We start from the raw sequence: 17761 nt of genomic DNA, 5'->3' as shown, positions 1-17761 counted from the left end.
ACCGGCCACTGATCATCGGTCCGCCGCCGTCGCCGCCGCCGCGATCACCGTCGCCACGTTCGGCGGTCGGAGACAACTGAAGTGGTCACCTGGGATGTCGATGACCGTCAGCTCACCGAGACAGATCTCCGGCCAGAAGCGGGCCGCCTCGACGCCGGACCCGGGCAGCAGGTCCCGGGTCGCCATGGGACGAACAAGGGTGATGTCTCCGGCGTAGGGCTCGGGCTGGTGCCCGGCAACCGCCTGAAGGGTCCGCACGAACACGGCATGGGCCGCCGCGACCCGCGCTGGTCCGCCCCAGGCCGGGTCGCCGTCGGCGACCGCCTGATGCAGCCGCGGGTGTCGCTCGGTGGTGGCGCCCTCCCCGAGGGCACGGAACCGCTCGGCCACCACGGTCAGCCGCTCGTCACCTGTCAGTCGCCCGAGCGCACCCGCCGGCACCACCCCCGGCGAGTCCGCCAGCACCGTCGTGATCGCCCGGTCCACGGCCGCCTCGTCGGCGGGCCAGCCGAATGCCGCCGGGTCGACGCCGGTAGCGCGCGCGAAGGCGTGGTCCAGCACGAGCCCGTCCTCCACCCGGTACGGGACGCGGTGTCCGGACACGACGGTCAGCCGCACCGTCGCCCCGGCCTCGCTCAGCGCCCTGGCGACCTCCAGGGCGATCGAGGCACCGAGGCAGTAGCCGATCAGTTCGACGTCGTCGAACCCGGCGGCCCGTACCTCACCGGCGTAGCGTACGGCCAGGTCCTCGACGAGCGTGGCCTGGTCGACATCGGCGATCGCGCCGTCGTCGGCCAGGGCGAGCCCGAACACCGGCCCGCCCGAGCCGAGCCCGGTGGACAACGCCCGCAGCCCGGTCAGCGTGCCCGTGCCGTCGTGCACGAGCAGCCGTACCGGCCCCCGGGCGGCACCGCCGAGCGGGACAAGTGGTGAGAGTCGAGCCGGCTCGGCCACCACGGGTTCCGGCGCGGCGCCCGCTGCCAGCCGCCCGGCCAGACCCGCGACAGTCGGCTCGTCGAGCAGGGCACGCAGCAGTACGTCGAAGGGGAACCGGGCGGCCTCGGGCAGCTGTTCGCGCAGTTGCCCGACGAACCGCGCGGCCAGCAGTGAGTTGCCGCCCGCGTCGAAGAAGCCCAGTTCCCGACCTGGTGGCTGACCGCCGAGCACGTGGTGCCACAGCTGGGCGATGCGCTGCTCGACGCCCGCCCGTGGCGGCTCGGCACGCCCATCGGGCGCGGCGGTCGGGATGGGGGCGGACTCCAGCAGCCGCCTGCGGTCGACCTTCCCGTTCGCGGTCAGCGGCAGCGCCTCCACCACGCGTACCCGGGCCGGGACCATGTACGCGGGCAGCCGGTCGGCGACCCAGGCGACGACGTCGGCGGGATCGACGGTGCCGGACGGTCGCTGCGGCACCACGAACGCGACGAGGGCGCGTTCGAGCACGTCGTCGCCGGCCGCCAGGACCACGCAGGTACTGACCGCCGGGTGCTCGCCGAGCACCGCCTCGATCTCGCCGAGTTCTATCCGGTGGCCCCGGATCTTGACCTGCTGGTCGGCCCGGCCGAGGAACTCGATCTCACCGTTGGGCAGATACCGGCCCAGGTCCCCGGTGCGGTACAGCCGCTCCCCCGTCACCGGGTGGCGGATGAACCGCTCGGCGGTGCGCACCGGGTCGTTGAGGTAACCGTCGGCCAGCCCGACACCCGCGATGAACAACTCGCCGGCGACCAGGTCGGGCCGGTCGCGCAGCGCCGCGTCGAGCACGTGGAACCGTTGGTTGGCCAACGGCAGGCCGTACGGGATGCTGCGCCAGTGCGGTTCGACAGTGCGGATGCGGTGGTAGTTCGACCAGATCGCCGCCTCCGTCGCCCCACCGAGGCTGACCAGTTCGGCGTTGGGTAGCTGCCGGGCGGCATGGCCGGGCAGCGACAGCGGGATCCAGTCTCCGGACAGCAGGGCCAACCGCAGGCGCGACAGGTCGGCGGGTTCCACGTCCAGGTAGTGCAGCAGCATCTGCAACTGCGCGGGGACCGAGTTCCACAGCGTGACTCCGTGCGCGGCCACCATCGCCGCCCAGTGCGACGGGTCACCACGACGCGCCGGATCGGGCAGCACCAGCGCGGCACCTCGGGCGGGCGGGCCGAACAGGTCGTAGACGGACAGGTCGAAGCTCAACGCGGCGAGGCCGAGCACCCGGTCGGAGCCGGTGACACCGAAGCGTTCGTTGATGTCGTGCACCGTGTTGGCGGCGGCCCGGTGGCTGATCATCACGCCCTTGGGGGTTCCGGTCGAACCCGAGGTGTGCATGACGTAGGCGAGCCCGGTCTGCGCCGGCCGGGGGCCGTCGGGCGGTTCCCCCACCGGCGACGGCGGCGCGTCCGTCACGTCGACGCCGGTGACCCCGGCGGGGAGCGTACCGGACGGCAGGCCCGCGACGACCGCGAACCGGGCCCCGCTGTCGATGAGGATGCGGTCCCGGCGGACGGCGGGTTGACCGAGGTCCACAGGTACGTACACACCACCGGCCAGGAGCACGCCGAGCACGCCCACGACCTGTTCCCGCGACTTGTCGACGAGGACGCCGACGAGGTCACCCGGCCGGCATCCCGCGCCGCGCAGTCGATCGGCGACCCCGTGGGCGCGGGCCAGCCAGTCCCCGTAGGTCATCGACCCGACGGCGTCGATGACGGCCACCTGGTCCGGATGCTCGCGGGCGTAGGCGACGAGCGGTTCGTGCAGTAGGCAGTCCGGCACCGGCCCGTCTGTCGCGTTCGCGGCGGCGCGGCGGGCGCGCTGAGCGCTCGGCAGCGGCTGCGGGTCGACAGCCGCCCACGCCGCGTCATCGGCGGCCAACTCGTGCAGCAGGTGCCCGAACGCGGTGAACATGTCGTCCACGAGATGGTCGGGGAAGACCCCCTCCCGGACGTCCCAGTTCATGTCCAGCCCGCCGAACTGGTCGCCCACCTGGCAGTCGATCCACACCTGCGGGGTCTGGCTGATCCCGTACGCCGGCCTGGGTTTCCGGCCGGCCACCGACGGCTCGCCGCCGCCGACGCCGATGGCGCCGGTGAAGACCACCGGCAGCACCGCCGCCGCGTCCCGGCCGCGACGGCGGGCGAGCTCGCGCAGCACCTCCACGCCGCTGAACAGCCGGTGGTCGAGGTCGTCGAAGACCCGCTCACCGAGGGCGCGAGCCCGATCGGCGAAGCTCGTCCGCTCCGGACGTTCCACCGCCAGCACGCTCAGCGAGGTGAAGTCACCGAGCAGGTGGTCGACGTGGGGGTGCAACGGCATCCGGTTGAGTACCGGCAGCCCGACGCAGAACCGGTCGTTGCCGCTCCAGCGACCGATCGTCTCGGTGTAGGCGGCGAGCACGGCGTTGGCGGGGGTGACGCCGTGTTCGGCGGCGCGGGCTTTCAGCGACCGCCACACCTGGTCGTCGACGGTGGCCGTGAGGCGACGGAACCGAGCCGGCGTGGTGACCGGATCCTGGTCGTCGCGCAGCGGGAGCGCCGGGGCACCGGGCAACTGGTCGACGCGCTCCAGCCAGTACGCCCGGTCCCGGCCGTACCGCTCGGTGTCCCGCAGCCGGCGCTCGGCCAGCACGTAGTCGCGGAAGGTGGCCTCCACCGGGGGCAGGACGCAGTCCGGCTGCCGGTAACGGCTGTCGAGTTCGACAAGTACCCGTTGCAGACTGAGCCAGTCCAACGCCATGAAGTCGACGGAGACGTGCAGCACGCTACGGTCGGCGGTCAGGGTGAGGTGCAGCTCGTACATCGGCCGTTCGCCGGTGGGATGCACCCGGTGGGACAGGTCGTCGCGCACCCCGGCGATCGCCTCCCGCACCACGTCGGCGGACGCCCTGCGCAGGTCGGTCACCGTGATGCCGGTACGCGGTGGCGCGGGCAGCACGCGTTGGGAGCCGTCCTCCTGGATGACCGTCCGCAGGGCGTCGTGACGGCGGACCAGGCCGTCCCACGCCTGCCGCATCCGCTCCGGGTCGATTTCCGCCGGGTACTCGAACTCCTGGTAGAGGTGACAGGAGACGCCACCGTAGGCGAAGGCCGGGTTGCGTCCGAACAGGTAGGCCGACTGGATGTCGGTGAGCGGGAAGGGGGCGTCGCGCTCCTCCGGCTGGTCGACCCAGACCGGGTCGGACTCCTGGCTGGCACTGCCTGTGGTGTCGGACATGCTGGCCAGCAGCTCGGCCTTGCTGCCGCGCAGCCGGGCCAGGAGTTCGTCGGTCATGCTGCCACGGGGAGCGCGGAAGCGCAGCTGCTGGCCCTCCCGCCAGACCTGGATGCCGGCGCTGGCGAACTCGTCGAGCAGGTCGCTGGCGTTCACACGGCACCCTCTTCGAAGTCCTCGGCGGTGTCCCAACCGGCGGGCCTCGGCTCGCCCGTCGCGTCCCGCAGCTCGTCGATGAGCACGCTCAACCCGGCGACCGTGGCCAACCGCATGACGTCCCGCATCGGCAGGTCGACGCCCCACACGCCGCGTACCTCGGCGACGAAGCGGGTGGCGAGCAGGCTGTCGCCGCCGAGCCGGAAGAAGTTCTCGTCGCGGCCCACCGCGTCCAGGCCGAGCAGCTTGGCCCACCGCTCGGCGACGAACGCCTCGGTGCCGCCTCTGGGCGGGGCGCCCACATCGCGTGGTCGGTCGACCGCCTGTTCGAGAATCGTCTGGATGCGTCGCCGGTCCACCTTGCCGTTGGCGCTGAGCGGCAGCGCGGGGAGCACGGCGACATGGGCCGGCACCATGTGCTCGGGCAGCCGGTCCTCGGCCCACCGGCGCAGCCCGTCCGGGTCGACCCCGGCCGCCGTCGTGGGTCGGTCCGCGGTCAGCAGGATCTCGCCGGTGGCCTCGGTGCGCAGCACCCGTACCTCGCCCAGCCCCGCCGCGAGCAACGCCCGCGTCCAGCGGTCGGGACCGTGCAGCCAGCCGGCTCGCCCGGCGTCGTCGAGCCGGCCCGCGCGGGCCTCCAGCGGCAGGGCGCTCACCAGCGCCAGCGGCGTCGGGTGGGCGCGTTCGAGCAGGTACAGCCGGCCGCCGGCGGCGAGCAGCAGCCCCATCGTCGCCACTGCGGTCTCCGGGTCGGGCATTCGGTGCAGCACGTTGTTCGCCACCACGGCGTCGAAGGCGTGCACGTGCGGCGCGGCCAGCGCGTCCGTACCCTGCACCGCCACCCGGACGCGGTGGCCGTGTTCCCGCAGCAGCGTCTCGGCCTTGGCCAACGTCGGCCGCGCGGCCCCGAGCAGCGTGTACTCGACCGGGGCCCTGGACAGCGCCGCCAACAGCCGGGCCGCGCCGCGACCGCTGTCGCTCTGCCACTCGGCCACGGCCGGCGGTGCGGTGCCGCCACGCTCCCGCAGGTCGTCCGCGACGGCGGCGAGACACTCGGCGGTGGCCGGCATCAGGTCGTTGAGCGCCTCCGGGGCGAGCACCGGGTCGTCCAGCAGCGCGGTGGCGTCGGCGTCACCGGACAGGATGGCCGTGTAGAGCGGCGCGGCCCACTCCAGGGTGGCCGAGACGGCCGCCAGCCGGGTGCCGACGGTGCTCTGCCGGACCCGCTTGGCCCAGCTCGCGTCCGTGACCTCAGCCCACCTCGGTCCGGGCGCGTACCCGCCGGCCGGACCGGACAGCACGTCGCGGCGCGCCAGGTAGTCGAGCCAGACGTCCACGACCGGCCGTTGCGGGGCGCAGACGGTGAACGGTGTGCTCCCGGGCTCGACCAGCGGTGCGACGACCTCGGCCAGCAGCACCTCCACCAGCTGATGTTCGAGCAGCAGCGGGTCGTCCCCGGTCGCCGGGTCGGCCAACGGCGGCAGGAACTCGTCGCCCGGCCGGCCGGCGGCGGGCTCGACGACCGGAAGGTCGGCGTCCGACGTCGACGAGCGCTCCACCACCGCGGCGACCACCTCGCGGCGACCGTCGGTGACGACGACGGCGACGGCCTGAGCGACAGTGGGGTACGCCTGCAGGCAGGACTCGATCTCGCCCAGCTCGACCCGGAAACCGTTGATCTTGACCTGGTGGTCGAGACGACCGAGGAACTCCAGGTTGCCGTCGGGCCAGTAGCGCCCCAGGTCGCCGGTGCGGTACCAGCGTTCGCCGGCCACCAGCGGGAAGCGGGCCGCGCTCAGGTCGGCATCGCCCCGGTAGCCCAGCGCCACCCCCGCGCCGCCGATCCACAGCTCGCCGGGCACCCAGTCGGGGCAGTCCCGGCCGCGACTGTCCACCACGCGGAACTTCTGGTTCCGCAGCGGCGTGCCGTACGGGATCGACCGCCATCCGGCGGGCACCTCGACGACCTCGAACGAGTTCGACCAGATCGCCGCCTCGGTGGCGCCGCCGAGTGAGATGAACCGGCACCGTCCGTCGGTCGCCGCGGCCAGCCGGCCGGGCAGGTCCAGCCCGATCCAGTCGCCGGAGAGCAGAGCGAGGCGCATCGTGCCGGGAAGCTGGCCGTCGTCGGCGGCGGTGAGCAGCATGTCCAGCAGGGCGGGAACGGTGTTCCAGACCGTCACCGCGTGCCGGCGGCACAGCGAAAGCCACTCGGTGGCGTCGCGCCGACCCGACTCCGGCACCAGCACCGCGGCACCGCCCACCGCGAGCAGCCCGAAGATGTCCCACACCGAGAGGTCGAAATCCAACGCGGACACCGCCAGCACGCGGTCGGCCGGACCGATGTCGAACCGTTCGTTGACGTCCTCGACGGTGTTGACCGCCGCGCGATGGGTGAGCTCGACACCCTTGGGCAGGCCGGTCGAGCCCGACGTGAAGATCACGTACGCGGGGTCGGCGGGGTCGGCGGAGACCGGGGCGGCAAGCGGCTCGGCCTGCTCGGCGGCCTCGATGGTGAGGACCTCGGCGGCCACCCCGGTCGGGCTCAACAGGCCGCTGCCGTCGAGGACGACCCGGGCGCCGCTGAGTTCGAGGATCCGGGCGCGTCGCTCGGCGGGCTGGTCCACCCCGATCGGGACGTACGCCGCGCCGGCGGCGAGCACGCCGAGCACCGCCACGATCTGCGGTACGCCCTTCGGGGCCAGCACGGCCACGTACGAACCACGACCCACACCGCGTCCGGCCAGCGCCCCGGCGACACGCAGGGCGCGCGCGGCGAGTTCGTCGTGCGACAGCGACTCCTGCTCGCCCCAGAGCAACGCGGGTCGCCCGGCCCGCTCGCCCGCCTGGGCGAAGAACCGCGTGTGCAGGAGATTGTCGGTCATCGCGCGGGTGGACGAGTTGACCGCCGCGCGTGTGCGCCGCGTCGCCGTGGGCAGGTCGATCTCCCGCGCCGCGCTCGTCCACGCACCGGCCAGCAGGCCGCGGACCAGCGTCTCGTACGCGGCGAGCATCGCGTCCAGCATGCCGTCGGGAAAGAGCGCCTCGACGGCGTCCCACACCAGGCGTACGGTGCCGTCGCTGGTGCGGTAGATCTGGTGGTCGAGCCAGATCTGCGGGGTCTGGGAGATCATCCACGTCGGCTCACCGAAGCGGGCCGCGAACTCCTCGGGGATCAGCGGAGCCGACAGGTCCACGGAGAACACCACGGGCGCGGTACGGGGCGACTCCGGGTCGGCGCGGGTGAACTCCCGCAGCACGTCGACGCCGGTGTAGGCGGCGTACCCGATGTCCTCGTGCATCTGCTTCTGTACCGTGCGCGCGCGGTCGGCGAAGCTGTCGCCGGAGAGGTCGACCTCCAGCAGCACCAGACCGGAGAAGTCGCCCACCAGGCGGGGCATCTCGGGATGCACGTCCAGGTCGCGGTCGAACAGCGGGAGGCTGAGCAGGAAGTGCTCGTCCCCGCTCCAGCGACTCAGCACCGTGGCGTAGGCGGTGGCCAGCACCGCCGCGGGCGTCAGACCCGCCTCGCCGGCCCGGCGTTCCAGGGCCTGCCACTCGGGCACCGTGAGGTCGAAGAAGCGACGGGCGAAGCGCTGGACGGTGACCGCCTCCGGATCGACCGCCAGGGGCAGCTTCGGGCCGCCGGGCAGCGTCGGCAGCCGCCGCTGCCAGTACGGACGGGCCCGCTCCCGCTCGGCGGCCCGGGTACCGGCCTGCTCGGCGAGGTACCGGCCGAAGGTGTAACCGACCTCGCCGAGGGCCTCCGGATCGTCGTAGAGAACGACCAGGTCGGCGAGCATCACCCGGAAGCTGGCCAGGTCCACGGCCAGCAGGTCGATGTTGAAGTGCAGCCGGTCCACCCCACCGGGCAGCCGGGTGAGCAGCACGTCGACCACCTCGCCGCGACCGACCTCCAGGATGCGGTGGGAGAGCCGGTCGCGCAGCTCCAGCGCGGCGGTCGCCGCCTCGTCGGCGGGTCGGCCGCGGAAGTCGTGCACGGTCAGCCCGGGCCAGGGGGACTCCGACAGGATCTGCTGGGTGGCGTCGTCGTCGAACCGGGCCCGCAGCATCGGGTGACGCGCCAGCAGGGCCCGGACAGCCCGTTCGAGTCGCTGCGCGTCCACACCTGTCGAGTCGAACTCGAGGTAGTTGTGGCAGCCGACGCCGCCGAGCGCGTGGTCGCCCGAGCGACCGAACAGGTATGCCTGCTGCACCGGAGTCAGCGGGAAGGCCCGATCCGGATCGTGCCGGTCGACGTCAACGTCGACGTCGACGGCCGGCCGCGTGGGTGCCGTGGACCCGGTCGGAGTCACGCCGGTGCCGACCAGCCCGACCCACGCGGACAGTCGCGGGTCGGCGGCCAGCTCGGTGAACGTCACCTCGGCGCCCGCGCCGTTGAGCCGGCTGGTCAGTCGCATCAGGTGCAGGGACTGCAGGCCCAGTTCGAACAGGTTGCTGTCGTCGTCCGCTGTGGTCAGCTCCATGCCGAGCAGGTCGGACACCGCAGCGCGCAGGCCGTCCCGATCCGTCCCGGTGCCGCAGTCGGTGTTCTCCGATAACATTCTCAAGCTCCCTTGCGCGCTATCGACTCCGCTGCGGAATGTTCGGTTCCAAATACGTCGACGGGCGGGGCGCGAGATTGATGTCAGGCAAACTGGCGACATCAGCGCCGGTGCCTGTCCCCGACCCTAACAGCAGCCCGCAGCACCGAGCAATCTGTCGCCGCCCGATGGGTGGCTGTGAATATCGTGGACAATGCCGTGAAAATTACACATCGGTTGTCGGACTACTCGTCGAGCCCTATCAGTGCGGTAAGGGAATCACCCAGCAGCGTTCCGGGGACGCCGAGATCGAAAGCCAGATCGAAGTGGTTGCGCGACGGCACGACGAGGTCGACCACGCGGCTGCCGCAGGCTCGGACGGCCTCGACGAACTCCACCTGCTGCCGGCCGAACTCGTCGGTCTCGTTCTCGCCCCGCGCGACGACAAGCGGTGGCAGCACCGCCGGCAGCCGGCGCATCGGGCTGCAGTCGCGCGCGGTCTCCGGATCCAGCCCGAGCGCCTGGTTGACATATGTCCGGCGGACCGGCTCCAGGTCGTAAACGCCGCTGAGCAGGACCGCGCCCGCCACCGCCCGATCGGGACGGTCGCCTTCCCGCGGCCCGCCGGACGTGTCGAGCAGCGCCATGACGGCCAGGTGCGCGCCCGCGGAGCACCCGCTCAGGTAGATCGACCGGGGGCTCGCCGGCAACTGACAGGCGTTCCGGCAGATCCAGCGAACTCCCTCGGCGACCATGTCGACGATCTCCGGCAGCCCGTACGCGGGCGCCAGGCCGTAACCTAGCGCCGCGACGGAGATGCCGCGCGGCACCAGGTCCAGGGCCATGAAGGACGATTCGAGTCGGCTCAGCTCCTGCCAGTACCCACCGTGGATGAACACCACTAACGGGCCGTCCGGCCGGGCAGCGGGGAAATAGTCGAGCAATTGCTCGGGTCGTGGTCCGTAGCGTACGCCCGAATGCACGTCGAGCCGGTCCCGCGCCTGTGCGCTACGTTCGGCGTACTCGCGAAGGAAAACGTTTATGTCGGCGACGCGGGAACTCGGCGAGTACTGAATGTCCAGGGCTCGTTGGTCGTACGTCAGATACACGTCACTTCGCTTCCGGTGCCGAAACGGTCGCCGCGGGGTCCGTTCCGTCTCCCCGGCGGCCGGCCGCCGGGGAGACGGAACGGACGACTGTCACGCGTTGGCGCGCATCGCGGCGAAGTACTGGTTCTGGGTGGGCAGTTCCTGCACCAACTTCTCGGCCTTGAGCCGGATGCGCTCGAACTCCGCGAGCGCCGCCCGCTCGTCGGCCAGCTCGACGGCGGGCGAGTGCCGCACGTCGATTCCGCCCGTGCCCAGCAGGATGCAGTTGTACGAGTACGGCGGCAGACCGTGGTAGTGCGGGTAGATCGACTCCGAGTCCGGCACCTTGTGCTGCCATATCTCGATCCGCTCCGCGAGCGCGTCGGGGATCACCCGGGTCTTGGTGTCCTTCCAGTACTGGTTGTCGACCCGCTTCGCACCCCGGTAGTGCAGGCAGAGGAACTCGCGTACGCCGTCCATGACGTGGGTGACGGACCTGTTGTACTGCTCGCGCAGCAGGTCGTCGCCGCGCCCGGACGGGAAGTACTTGACCATCTGTTCGATGGCGTGGTGGATGAAGAAGATGCCCGTCGACTCCAGTGGCTCGACGAAGCCGCTGGACAGGCCGACCGCGACGCAGTTCTTCACCCATGACCGCCGGCTGCGGCCGATACGCATCCGGATGTGGTTCGCGGACACGTCGGCCGCCTCGGGGCCGACGAACTCGCGCAGCACCCGCTCGGCCTCCTCCGGGGTCGCGTAGTCGCTGGCGTAGACGTAGCCGGTGCCGATCCGACTGATCAGCGGGATCGTCCAGATCCACCCGGCGTCCTGCGCGGTCGCGGTCGTGCACGGCCGCAGCGGCTTGCTGTCCATGTCCAGCGGCACCTGGAGCGCGACAGCGCTGTCGTTGGGCAGGGTGTCCTGGTAGGACACGAACGGTTCGTCGAGGGCCTTGTTCAGCAGCAGCGCCCGGAAGCCGGTGCAGTCGACGAACAGATCACCGGCGATCTCGCCGTGCTCGGCGGTACGCACGTGCGAGATGAACCCCTGATCGTCGAGCGCCACGTCGACGACGTTGTCGACGACGTGCTTGACGCCGCGCTGGGTGGAGTACCCGGTCAGGAACTTCGCCAGCAGGTGCGCCTCGAAGTGGTACGCGTAGGGGATCTGCGCGCCCTGGTACTCCGCGATCGTCGACCGGGCGGACGTCTCGTCGTGGGTCTGCTCGACGAAGCCCTGGTCGACCAGGCTGCCGTCGAGATACCGGGGCGAACGCTCGGCATCGCACAGCGACGCCATGACGAAGCAGTCCTTGTCGAACCGCGACGTCGTCGGGTAGCGCAGCCACCAGTCGCTGAGCGGGAACCCGTCGACCGAGGCCATCTGCTCGAACGGGTGGTAGAAGTGGTGGCCCGGCTCGCGCCAGTTCTCGAACCGGACGGCGAGCTTGTACGTGGCGTTACAGGCGGGCATCCACTCGGACTCCTCCAACCGCAGGAACTCGAAGAAGTGCCGGATGTCGCTGAAGGTGGCCTCGCCGACCCCGATCGTGCCGACGGTGGCCGATTCGACGACCGTCACGTCGACCCGTTTACCGAAGGCGGCCGCCAGGTACGACGCTGTCATCCAGCCGGCCGTCCCGCCACCGACGATGACGACTCGCTGTGTCCTGCCGGGGTCGCGCGTGTTCTTGGCGGCGGCACCACTGACAGTCATTGCGGATCCTCCTTGTACCCGATAACCCGGGACTCGACGAATGTGTCTGCTTCGGCTCAGTTCTGGTGGACCCCGCCACCGACCACGGGCGCGAAGACGTCCGGGAACAACGTCCGCTCGGTCGACCGCCACAGGTAGGCGGCCCCGGCCGAGCCGGCCGTGCCGCGTCCCTCGCCGATGAACTGCTCGGCCAGCTGGGCGTGCCGGGCACGCCACGACCGCACCGCGTCGTCGAAGGCCGCCAGCGCGTCGCGGACCCGCTCGACCGGGGCCAGGTCACCGTCGGCCCGGGCACGGTCGCGGTACTCGACGAAGGCGGACGACAGCGACTGCTCCTCGCAGCGGGTGACGAGCCGGGCCCGCTCCCCCGCGGTGAACCCGGGGGTGTTGAGGAATCGCGGGTCCCGGGCTCCGCACAGGAACTCGATCTCCCGATACTGGGCGGACTGGAAGCCGCTCGACGAGCCGAGGGTCGCCCGGATCTCGTCGAACGACTCGGGTGCCAACGTGCTCAGGACGTCGAAGTGTCCGCTGAGCACCCGCATCGCCGCCGGCAGTCGCCCGATGTGGTCGGTGGCGACGTCCGCCTCATCGCGGTTCAGCGCGTCCCGGGCGGACTCGACGTGCCGGAGGATGACCGCGAACCACAACTCGCACGCCTGGTGGGCGGCGAAGAACAGGGTGCGGTCCGGCTCGTCGCGTACGCAGGCGATCTCGAGCAGCTCGTCCAGTCTGAGAATCTCCCCGTACGCGCGGTCGCGCCGGATGTCCGTCGGATTGGTCATCGGTGGGAAGGCCCTCCTCAGCAAGGTGCCCGGACGGTGGCTCAGCGGTGCTGGAGCTCACGCCGCCCCGCGCGCAGGGCACTCTTGTCGATCTTGCCCACGGGCGTACGCGGCAGGTCCGGCACGACGACCAGCTCGTCGGGCAGCTTGTACGGCGCCAACCCACGGTCGCGGATGTGCTCCCGGATCGCGCGCAGCGTCGGCGGCGTCCCCGCCCCCTCCGCTTCGGCGGTGAGCACCACGAACACGCAGATGCGTTCGTCGATGGCGTCATCCGGGATGCCGACGACAGCGGCGTCCCGGACCGACGGATACGTCAACACGTGGCCCTCCACCTCCTCGGCGGAGACCTTCTCGCCGAAGTGGTGGATGATGTCCTTGAGCCTGCCCTCGATGACGATGCGCCCGTCCTCGGTGAGCTTGGCCAGGTCGCCGGTGCGGTAGAACCCGTCGGCGGTGAACGCCCGCCGGTTGTGCTCCGGCGCGGCGAAGTAACCCCGGATCGTGTACGGGCCACGGGTGAGCAACTCGCCGGTCACCCCGGCCGGAAGCTCGCGGTCCTCAGGGTCGACGATCTTCACCTCGTCGTCCGGGCAGATCGGCGTGCCCTCGGTGGTGTAGACGACCTCCAGCGGATCATCGAGGCGCGTGTGGGTGATCAGCCCCTCGCCGATGCCGTAGACGTTCATGAGGCGGCACCGCAGGCCCGAGCTGACCCGTTGGGCCGCGGTCGGACCGAACTTCGAGCTGCCCACCTGGAGGGTCATGCCGCTCATGTCGACAGGCATGCTCTGCGCCGCCTCGGTCCACAGCAGCGCGAGTGCCGGCACCAGAGCGGTGTGGGTGACGCCCTCCCGACCGATCAACGGGAAGACGTGGTCCGGGCTCGGGTTGGCGGCCAGGACCGCCTTTCCGCCGACGAGCAACGCACCCAACACGCCGGGACAACCGAGCGCGGCGTTGTGCGGTACGGGGTTGGCGGCGAGGTAGACGCTCTCCGCGCCGAATCCGGTCACTTCTGCGCAGGCGAAGATGTTGTAGGCGTAGTCGTCATGGGTGCGGGGGATCAACTTCGGCACCCCCGTGGTACCGCCGGAGAGCAGCAGCAGTGCGATCTCCGCCGCGTCGACCGGCGGCAGTTGCCGCGGCTCGGACCTGGCCAGCTCGGCCAGCGAGGTGAACTCGCCGCTGTCGCCGGCGATCACGACGTGCCGCACGCTCGGCACGTCGGCGCGGAGCTGGCGGGCCAGCGCCCGGTGGTCGAACCCCTGGAAGCGGTCCGGTCCGAGGTAGGCCACCGCGTCCGAGGCGCGGGCCAGGTGGGTGATCTCGTCGCGGCGGTGGCCGGGCAGGGCCAGCACCGGAATCGCGCCGATGCTGAAAACCGCCAACAGGACTGACAGGAATTCGTTCACGTTGGGCAGGTGCAGGACCAGACGGTCGCGGCTGCCGATGCCGAGATCGAGCAGACCTGCGGCGATCCGGTCGGCCTCGCCCGCCAGTTCCGCGTAGGTGACGCGGCGGGTGGCGTCCACCGCGGCCACCTTGTCCGGATGACGCCGGACGCTGTCGTCGAAGAGCTGCCGAAGGGAGGAACCTCGCCAGTAACCGGCACGTCGGTAACGCTCGGCGACGTCGGGCGGCCAGGGCACGAACCCGTCCAGCATCTGGTGTCCTCCTTCGGTGCGGCGGTACCAGATTCCGGTAGCAGCCCAACGGCCGCGTCGCACCCGACAGAGCCTTGACAGATTGTCCGGATGATCGAGCGGACTCGGTGACGCTCGATGTCGTGAGCCGAACACGGAGATCCGACCGGAGGTGGGTCCGGACGCTCACCAGCGTCGACGATCCCACCGCAGGACTGGTCTGCTTCCCGCACTCCGGAGGCACGGCGGCGGTCTACCGCCCCTGGTCCGCTGCGCTGCCCGCCGATGTCGCGCTGTACGCCGTGCAGTACCCGGGCCACGCCGACCGGTTGGCCGAGGATCCCGCCGCCAGCATCGCCGAGATGGCGACCCAGGTGGCCGCGGAGCTGCTCGCACTGCCGCCCACCCGGTACGCGCTGTTCGGGCACAGCCTGGGCGCGCTCGTCGCCTACGAGACGGCGCGGGTGCTGCGGGACCACGGCGAACCCGTGCGGCACCTGTTCGTCTCCGGCGCGGCCGGGCCCTGGCTGGCCGGCGGCGGAACCACCCACCAACTCGACGACGAGGACCTGTGGTCGGCCGTGGCGAAGCTCGGCGGGATCGAGCCGGACATCGCCGACGAGCCCGAACTACGTGACCTGCTGCTGCCCGTGCTCCGATCGGACATCACCGTGCACGAGACCTACCGACCCGCGCCGGACGCCGCCCCGCTGGACTGCCCCGTGCGTGGCTACCACAACACCGACGACCCGCTCGTCGACGCCGACCAGGTGGCCGGGTGGGCCGGCGTCAGCAACGCCGCGTTCAGCATGCGTGCCTGGCCGGGCGGCCACCTCCAGTTGCTCGCCCACCCGGACGAGCTGGTCGCCGACATCGTGGCGACCCTGACGGCAGGCGGTGTGCGGCGGTGACCCTCGACGGCAGGTCGGTCGTGGTCACCGGCGCCGGCACCGGTATCGGCCTGGGAATCACCGAGTGCCTGGTGAAGTCGGGGGCCAAGGTGACGATCGTCGGCCGCCGCGAACATCAGTTACGGGCGCTGGCCGACCGGTACCCGTTCGCCGTGGCGGTGGTGGCCGCGGACGTCCGGGCACCGGACACCGCCGAGCGGGTCGTCACGGTCGCCGCCGAGACCTTCGGCGGTCTCGACGCGGTGGTCAACAACGCGGGCCTGGCCCGGTTCGGTCCGATCGAGACACTCGATCCGGCACACCTCGACGAGATGTTCGCGGTGAACGTCCGTGCGCCCGCCGACCTGATCCGGTGCGCGGCGCCGCTGCTGCGGGCAAGCAGGGGCAGCATCGTCAACGTCTCCTCGGTCGGCGGCGTCCTGTCGATGCCCGGACGGGCCTACTACGGCGCGACCAAGGCGGCGCTGAACAGCCTCACCCGGTCCCTGGCCCGCGAACTCGCACCGGACGTACGGGTGAACGCCATTCTGCCGGGGCCGGTGGACACACCGTTGTGGACCGGAACCGGGCTGGACGACACCGGCATCGAGCGGCTCCGGACCGACCTGGTCGCGTCGACCCCGATGGGGCGTTTCGGAGACCCCGCCGAGATCGGCCAGTGGGTCTGCACGCTACTCGACCCGGCGCTGTCGGGCTGGGTCACCGGCGCACTGATACCGGTCGACGGCGGTCGCACGGCATGAGAGCCGCCCAGTCAGGTACCAACCTTCACGAAACAGAGGTGGTCAGAGCGTGAGCCCCGAAATCTCGTCCGCTGCCAGCTTCATCCCCTCGTCGTGTCTGCACACCATCTTCCGTGCCGCGCAGGAAGCCGAGCGGCGCACCGGCGCCGAGGTGGTGAAGTTGCACGTCGGCGACCCGTACTTCCACCCGGCGCAGAACGTCGCCGACGCCTTCGTCGCCGCGGTCCGCCGTGGCGACACCAAGTACACGGGCCCGGACGGACTGCCCGAGCTGCGCGAGGCGGCGGTGGAGAAGCTGCGGACGGACAACGGGGTGGACACGGTCATTGACCGGGTCCTCGTCACCCCGGGCTCGTGTGAGGGACTCGCCGCCCTGCTGCAGACCCTCAGCGAGCCCGGCGCCGAGATCCTCCTGCCGGAGCTGCACTGGCCGGTCCACCTGCAACAGAGTCTGCTCGCCGGGTTGCGGCCGGTGTTCTACCCGCTCGGGCCCGGTTTCCGACCCGAGGTCGAGCGGATCGCGGCCGTCGCCGGCCCCCGGACCAGGGTGTTGCTGATCAATTCGCCCGCCAATCCCACAGGTGTGGTGCTGACCCCCGACGAGATCAGCGCCCTGCTCGACCTGGCCCGTACCCGGGGCTGGCACGTGGTCAGCGACGAGGCGTACGAGCACTTCTGCTACGAGCGCGAACACCTCTCCGTCGCTTCCCTGGAGCGCGACGTGCCGGTCGACGAGCGCATCGTGCACAGCGTCTTCAGCTTCTCCAAGAGCTTCGCGATGACCGGCTACCGGCTCGGATACGTCGTGTTGGCGAACGACCGGGCCGCCGACGTCATGCGGGTGGTCCAGGAGGCCAACATCATCGGTACCAACACCCCGGTGCAGCACGCCGGGGTCGCCGCGCTGGCCAGCCGGTCCGATGCCGCCGCCACCAACCGGAAGCTGGTGCAGCGTAACCGGGACGTGGCCCTGCCACCGCTGGTCAAGGCCGGGCTACTGCACGAACTGCCCGCCGGGGGCTGGTACGCGATGCTCGACGTGGCCAGCACCGGGCTGGACGCCGAGACGTTCGCGCTGCGGCTGCTGGAGCGCAAGGGTGTCGCCGTGGTCGCCGGCAACGGCTTCGCCATGCGGCCCCAGCTCGACGACCGGGGCCACATCCGTGCCCATGACTACGCGCCATGGGCACGGCATCTGGTCCGGGTCGCGTTCTGCGTGGATCCCGGCTGGTTGGAGACCGGGGTGCGCAGGATCCTGGAGTTCGTCGACGAGTGCGGCGGCGCGGGTCACCGGTCCGCGGGATGAGCTGGAGACCTGCCGTCGGGCCAGCGGCGCCTCGGCAGGTACGGCAGCCCGGGAGGTCCCTGTGCGTTCGAGCGAGGAGGAGGGCACACCATGCCGGAGCCCGTGACAGGCATCGTCGCGCCGCCACTTGTCGACCCGGCGCAGTTCCGTTCCCTCATGGCCGCCCACCCCGCCGGGGTCGCCATCGTCACGACCGCGGCGCGGGACGGCGTGCCATGGGGGATGACCTGTTCGTCGGTGTGCAGCGTCGCGCTCCAGCCGCCGACGCTGCTGGTGTGCCTACGCGCCGCGAGTCCGACACTGGCGGCCCTGCTCGACGTGTCCGCCTTCGCGGTGAACCTGCTGCGCGACCACGCCGAGCCGGTCGCGCAGCTGTTCGCCTCCGGCGCACCTGACCGCTTCGAGAAGGTCGGGTGGGTCCCGGATCCGGAGTCCGGGATGCCGCACCTGGTCGACGACGCCCACACGGCCGCGGACTGCCGCGTCAGCAAGGCCCTGCCCGTCGGGGACCACGTCGTGGTCTTCGGGACGGTGCTGCGGGTCCGCACCCACGCGGTCGCCCCGGTCAGCCCGCTGCTGTACGGCATGCGGCGGTACTGGTCGCTGGCCGTCACTCCGGCGTCCGGACCCGACGGGCCGGACCCGGACGGCCGAAGGTGAACGAGACACCTGGAG

Annotated in this window: 10 protein-coding genes; 4 read left to right on the top strand and 6 right to left on the bottom strand. The window is 71.5% G+C overall.

The annotated features are described in order from the left end of the window. Positions 1 to 12: 12 nt before the first annotated feature. The 6 genes from CLT74_RS05170 to CLT74_RS05145 form a co-directional block, all read right to left on the bottom strand. Positions 13 to 4344, bottom strand: a complete 4332-nt coding sequence (locus CLT74_RS05170) for a non-ribosomal peptide synthetase (protein WP_099845520.1) — start codon at positions 4342 to 4344, stop codon at positions 13 to 15. Next, positions 4341 to 8909 carry a non-ribosomal peptide synthetase gene (locus tag CLT74_RS05165; RefSeq protein WP_099845519.1) on the bottom strand — a complete coding sequence of 1523 codons (4569 nt, stop codon included), beginning with the start codon at positions 8907 to 8909 and terminating at the stop codon, positions 4341 to 4343. The genes CLT74_RS05170 and CLT74_RS05165 overlap by 4 nt, the downstream gene beginning before the upstream one ends. 224 nt (positions 8910 to 9133) lie before the next feature. After that, positions 9134 to 9997: an alpha/beta hydrolase gene (locus CLT74_RS05160; protein ID WP_099845518.1), complete on the bottom strand. Its 864-nt coding sequence runs from the start codon at positions 9995 to 9997 to the stop codon at positions 9134 to 9136. Positions 9998 to 10087: 90 nt separating this feature from the next. Further along, on the bottom strand, positions 10088 to 11695 hold the full coding sequence (locus tag CLT74_RS05155; RefSeq protein WP_099845517.1) for a tryptophan halogenase family protein: 1608 nt from the start codon (positions 11693 to 11695) through the stop codon (positions 10088 to 10090). 56 nt (positions 11696 to 11751) lie between these two features. Further along, positions 11752 to 12480, bottom strand: a complete 729-nt coding sequence (locus CLT74_RS05150; RefSeq protein WP_099845516.1) for a tryptophan 2,3-dioxygenase family protein — start codon at positions 12478 to 12480, stop codon at positions 11752 to 11754. A gap of 41 nt (positions 12481 to 12521) precedes the next feature. After that, a complete protein-coding gene (locus CLT74_RS05145) occupies positions 12522 to 14147 on the bottom strand; it encodes an AMP-binding protein (RefSeq protein ID WP_099845515.1) in 1626 nt (541 codons plus the stop codon). A 122-nt stretch (positions 14148 to 14269) separates the two neighbouring features. Here CLT74_RS05145 and CLT74_RS05140 point away from each other — a divergent pair, with 122 nt between their 5' ends. The 4 genes from CLT74_RS05140 to CLT74_RS05125 all read left to right on the top strand — a co-directional run bounded on the left by CLT74_RS05140 (position 14270) and on the right by CLT74_RS05125 (position 17746). After that, on the top strand, positions 14270 to 15037 hold the full coding sequence (locus CLT74_RS05140) for an alpha/beta fold hydrolase (RefSeq protein ID WP_158240213.1): 768 nt from the start codon (positions 14270 to 14272) through the stop codon (positions 15035 to 15037). Next, positions 15034 to 15780, top strand: coding sequence for an SDR family oxidoreductase (locus CLT74_RS05135; RefSeq protein WP_099845513.1), 747 nt, complete (start codon positions 15034 to 15036; stop codon positions 15778 to 15780). The genes CLT74_RS05140 and CLT74_RS05135 overlap by 4 nt, the downstream gene beginning before the upstream one ends. Positions 15781 to 15829: 49 nt before the next feature. After that, positions 15830 to 17086 carry a pyridoxal phosphate-dependent aminotransferase gene (locus CLT74_RS05130; protein WP_099845512.1) on the top strand — a complete coding sequence of 419 codons (1257 nt, stop codon included), beginning with the start codon at positions 15830 to 15832 and terminating at the stop codon, positions 17084 to 17086. A 90-nt stretch (positions 17087 to 17176) separates the two neighbouring features. After that, positions 17177 to 17746, top strand: coding sequence for a flavin reductase family protein (locus CLT74_RS05125; RefSeq protein WP_099845511.1), 570 nt, complete (start codon positions 17177 to 17179; stop codon positions 17744 to 17746). Positions 17747 to 17761: the final 15 nt, after the last annotated feature.

Source organism: Verrucosispora sp. CNZ293, assembly GCF_002754655.1.
This window is presented reverse-complemented; position numbering and strand designations above follow the sequence as displayed.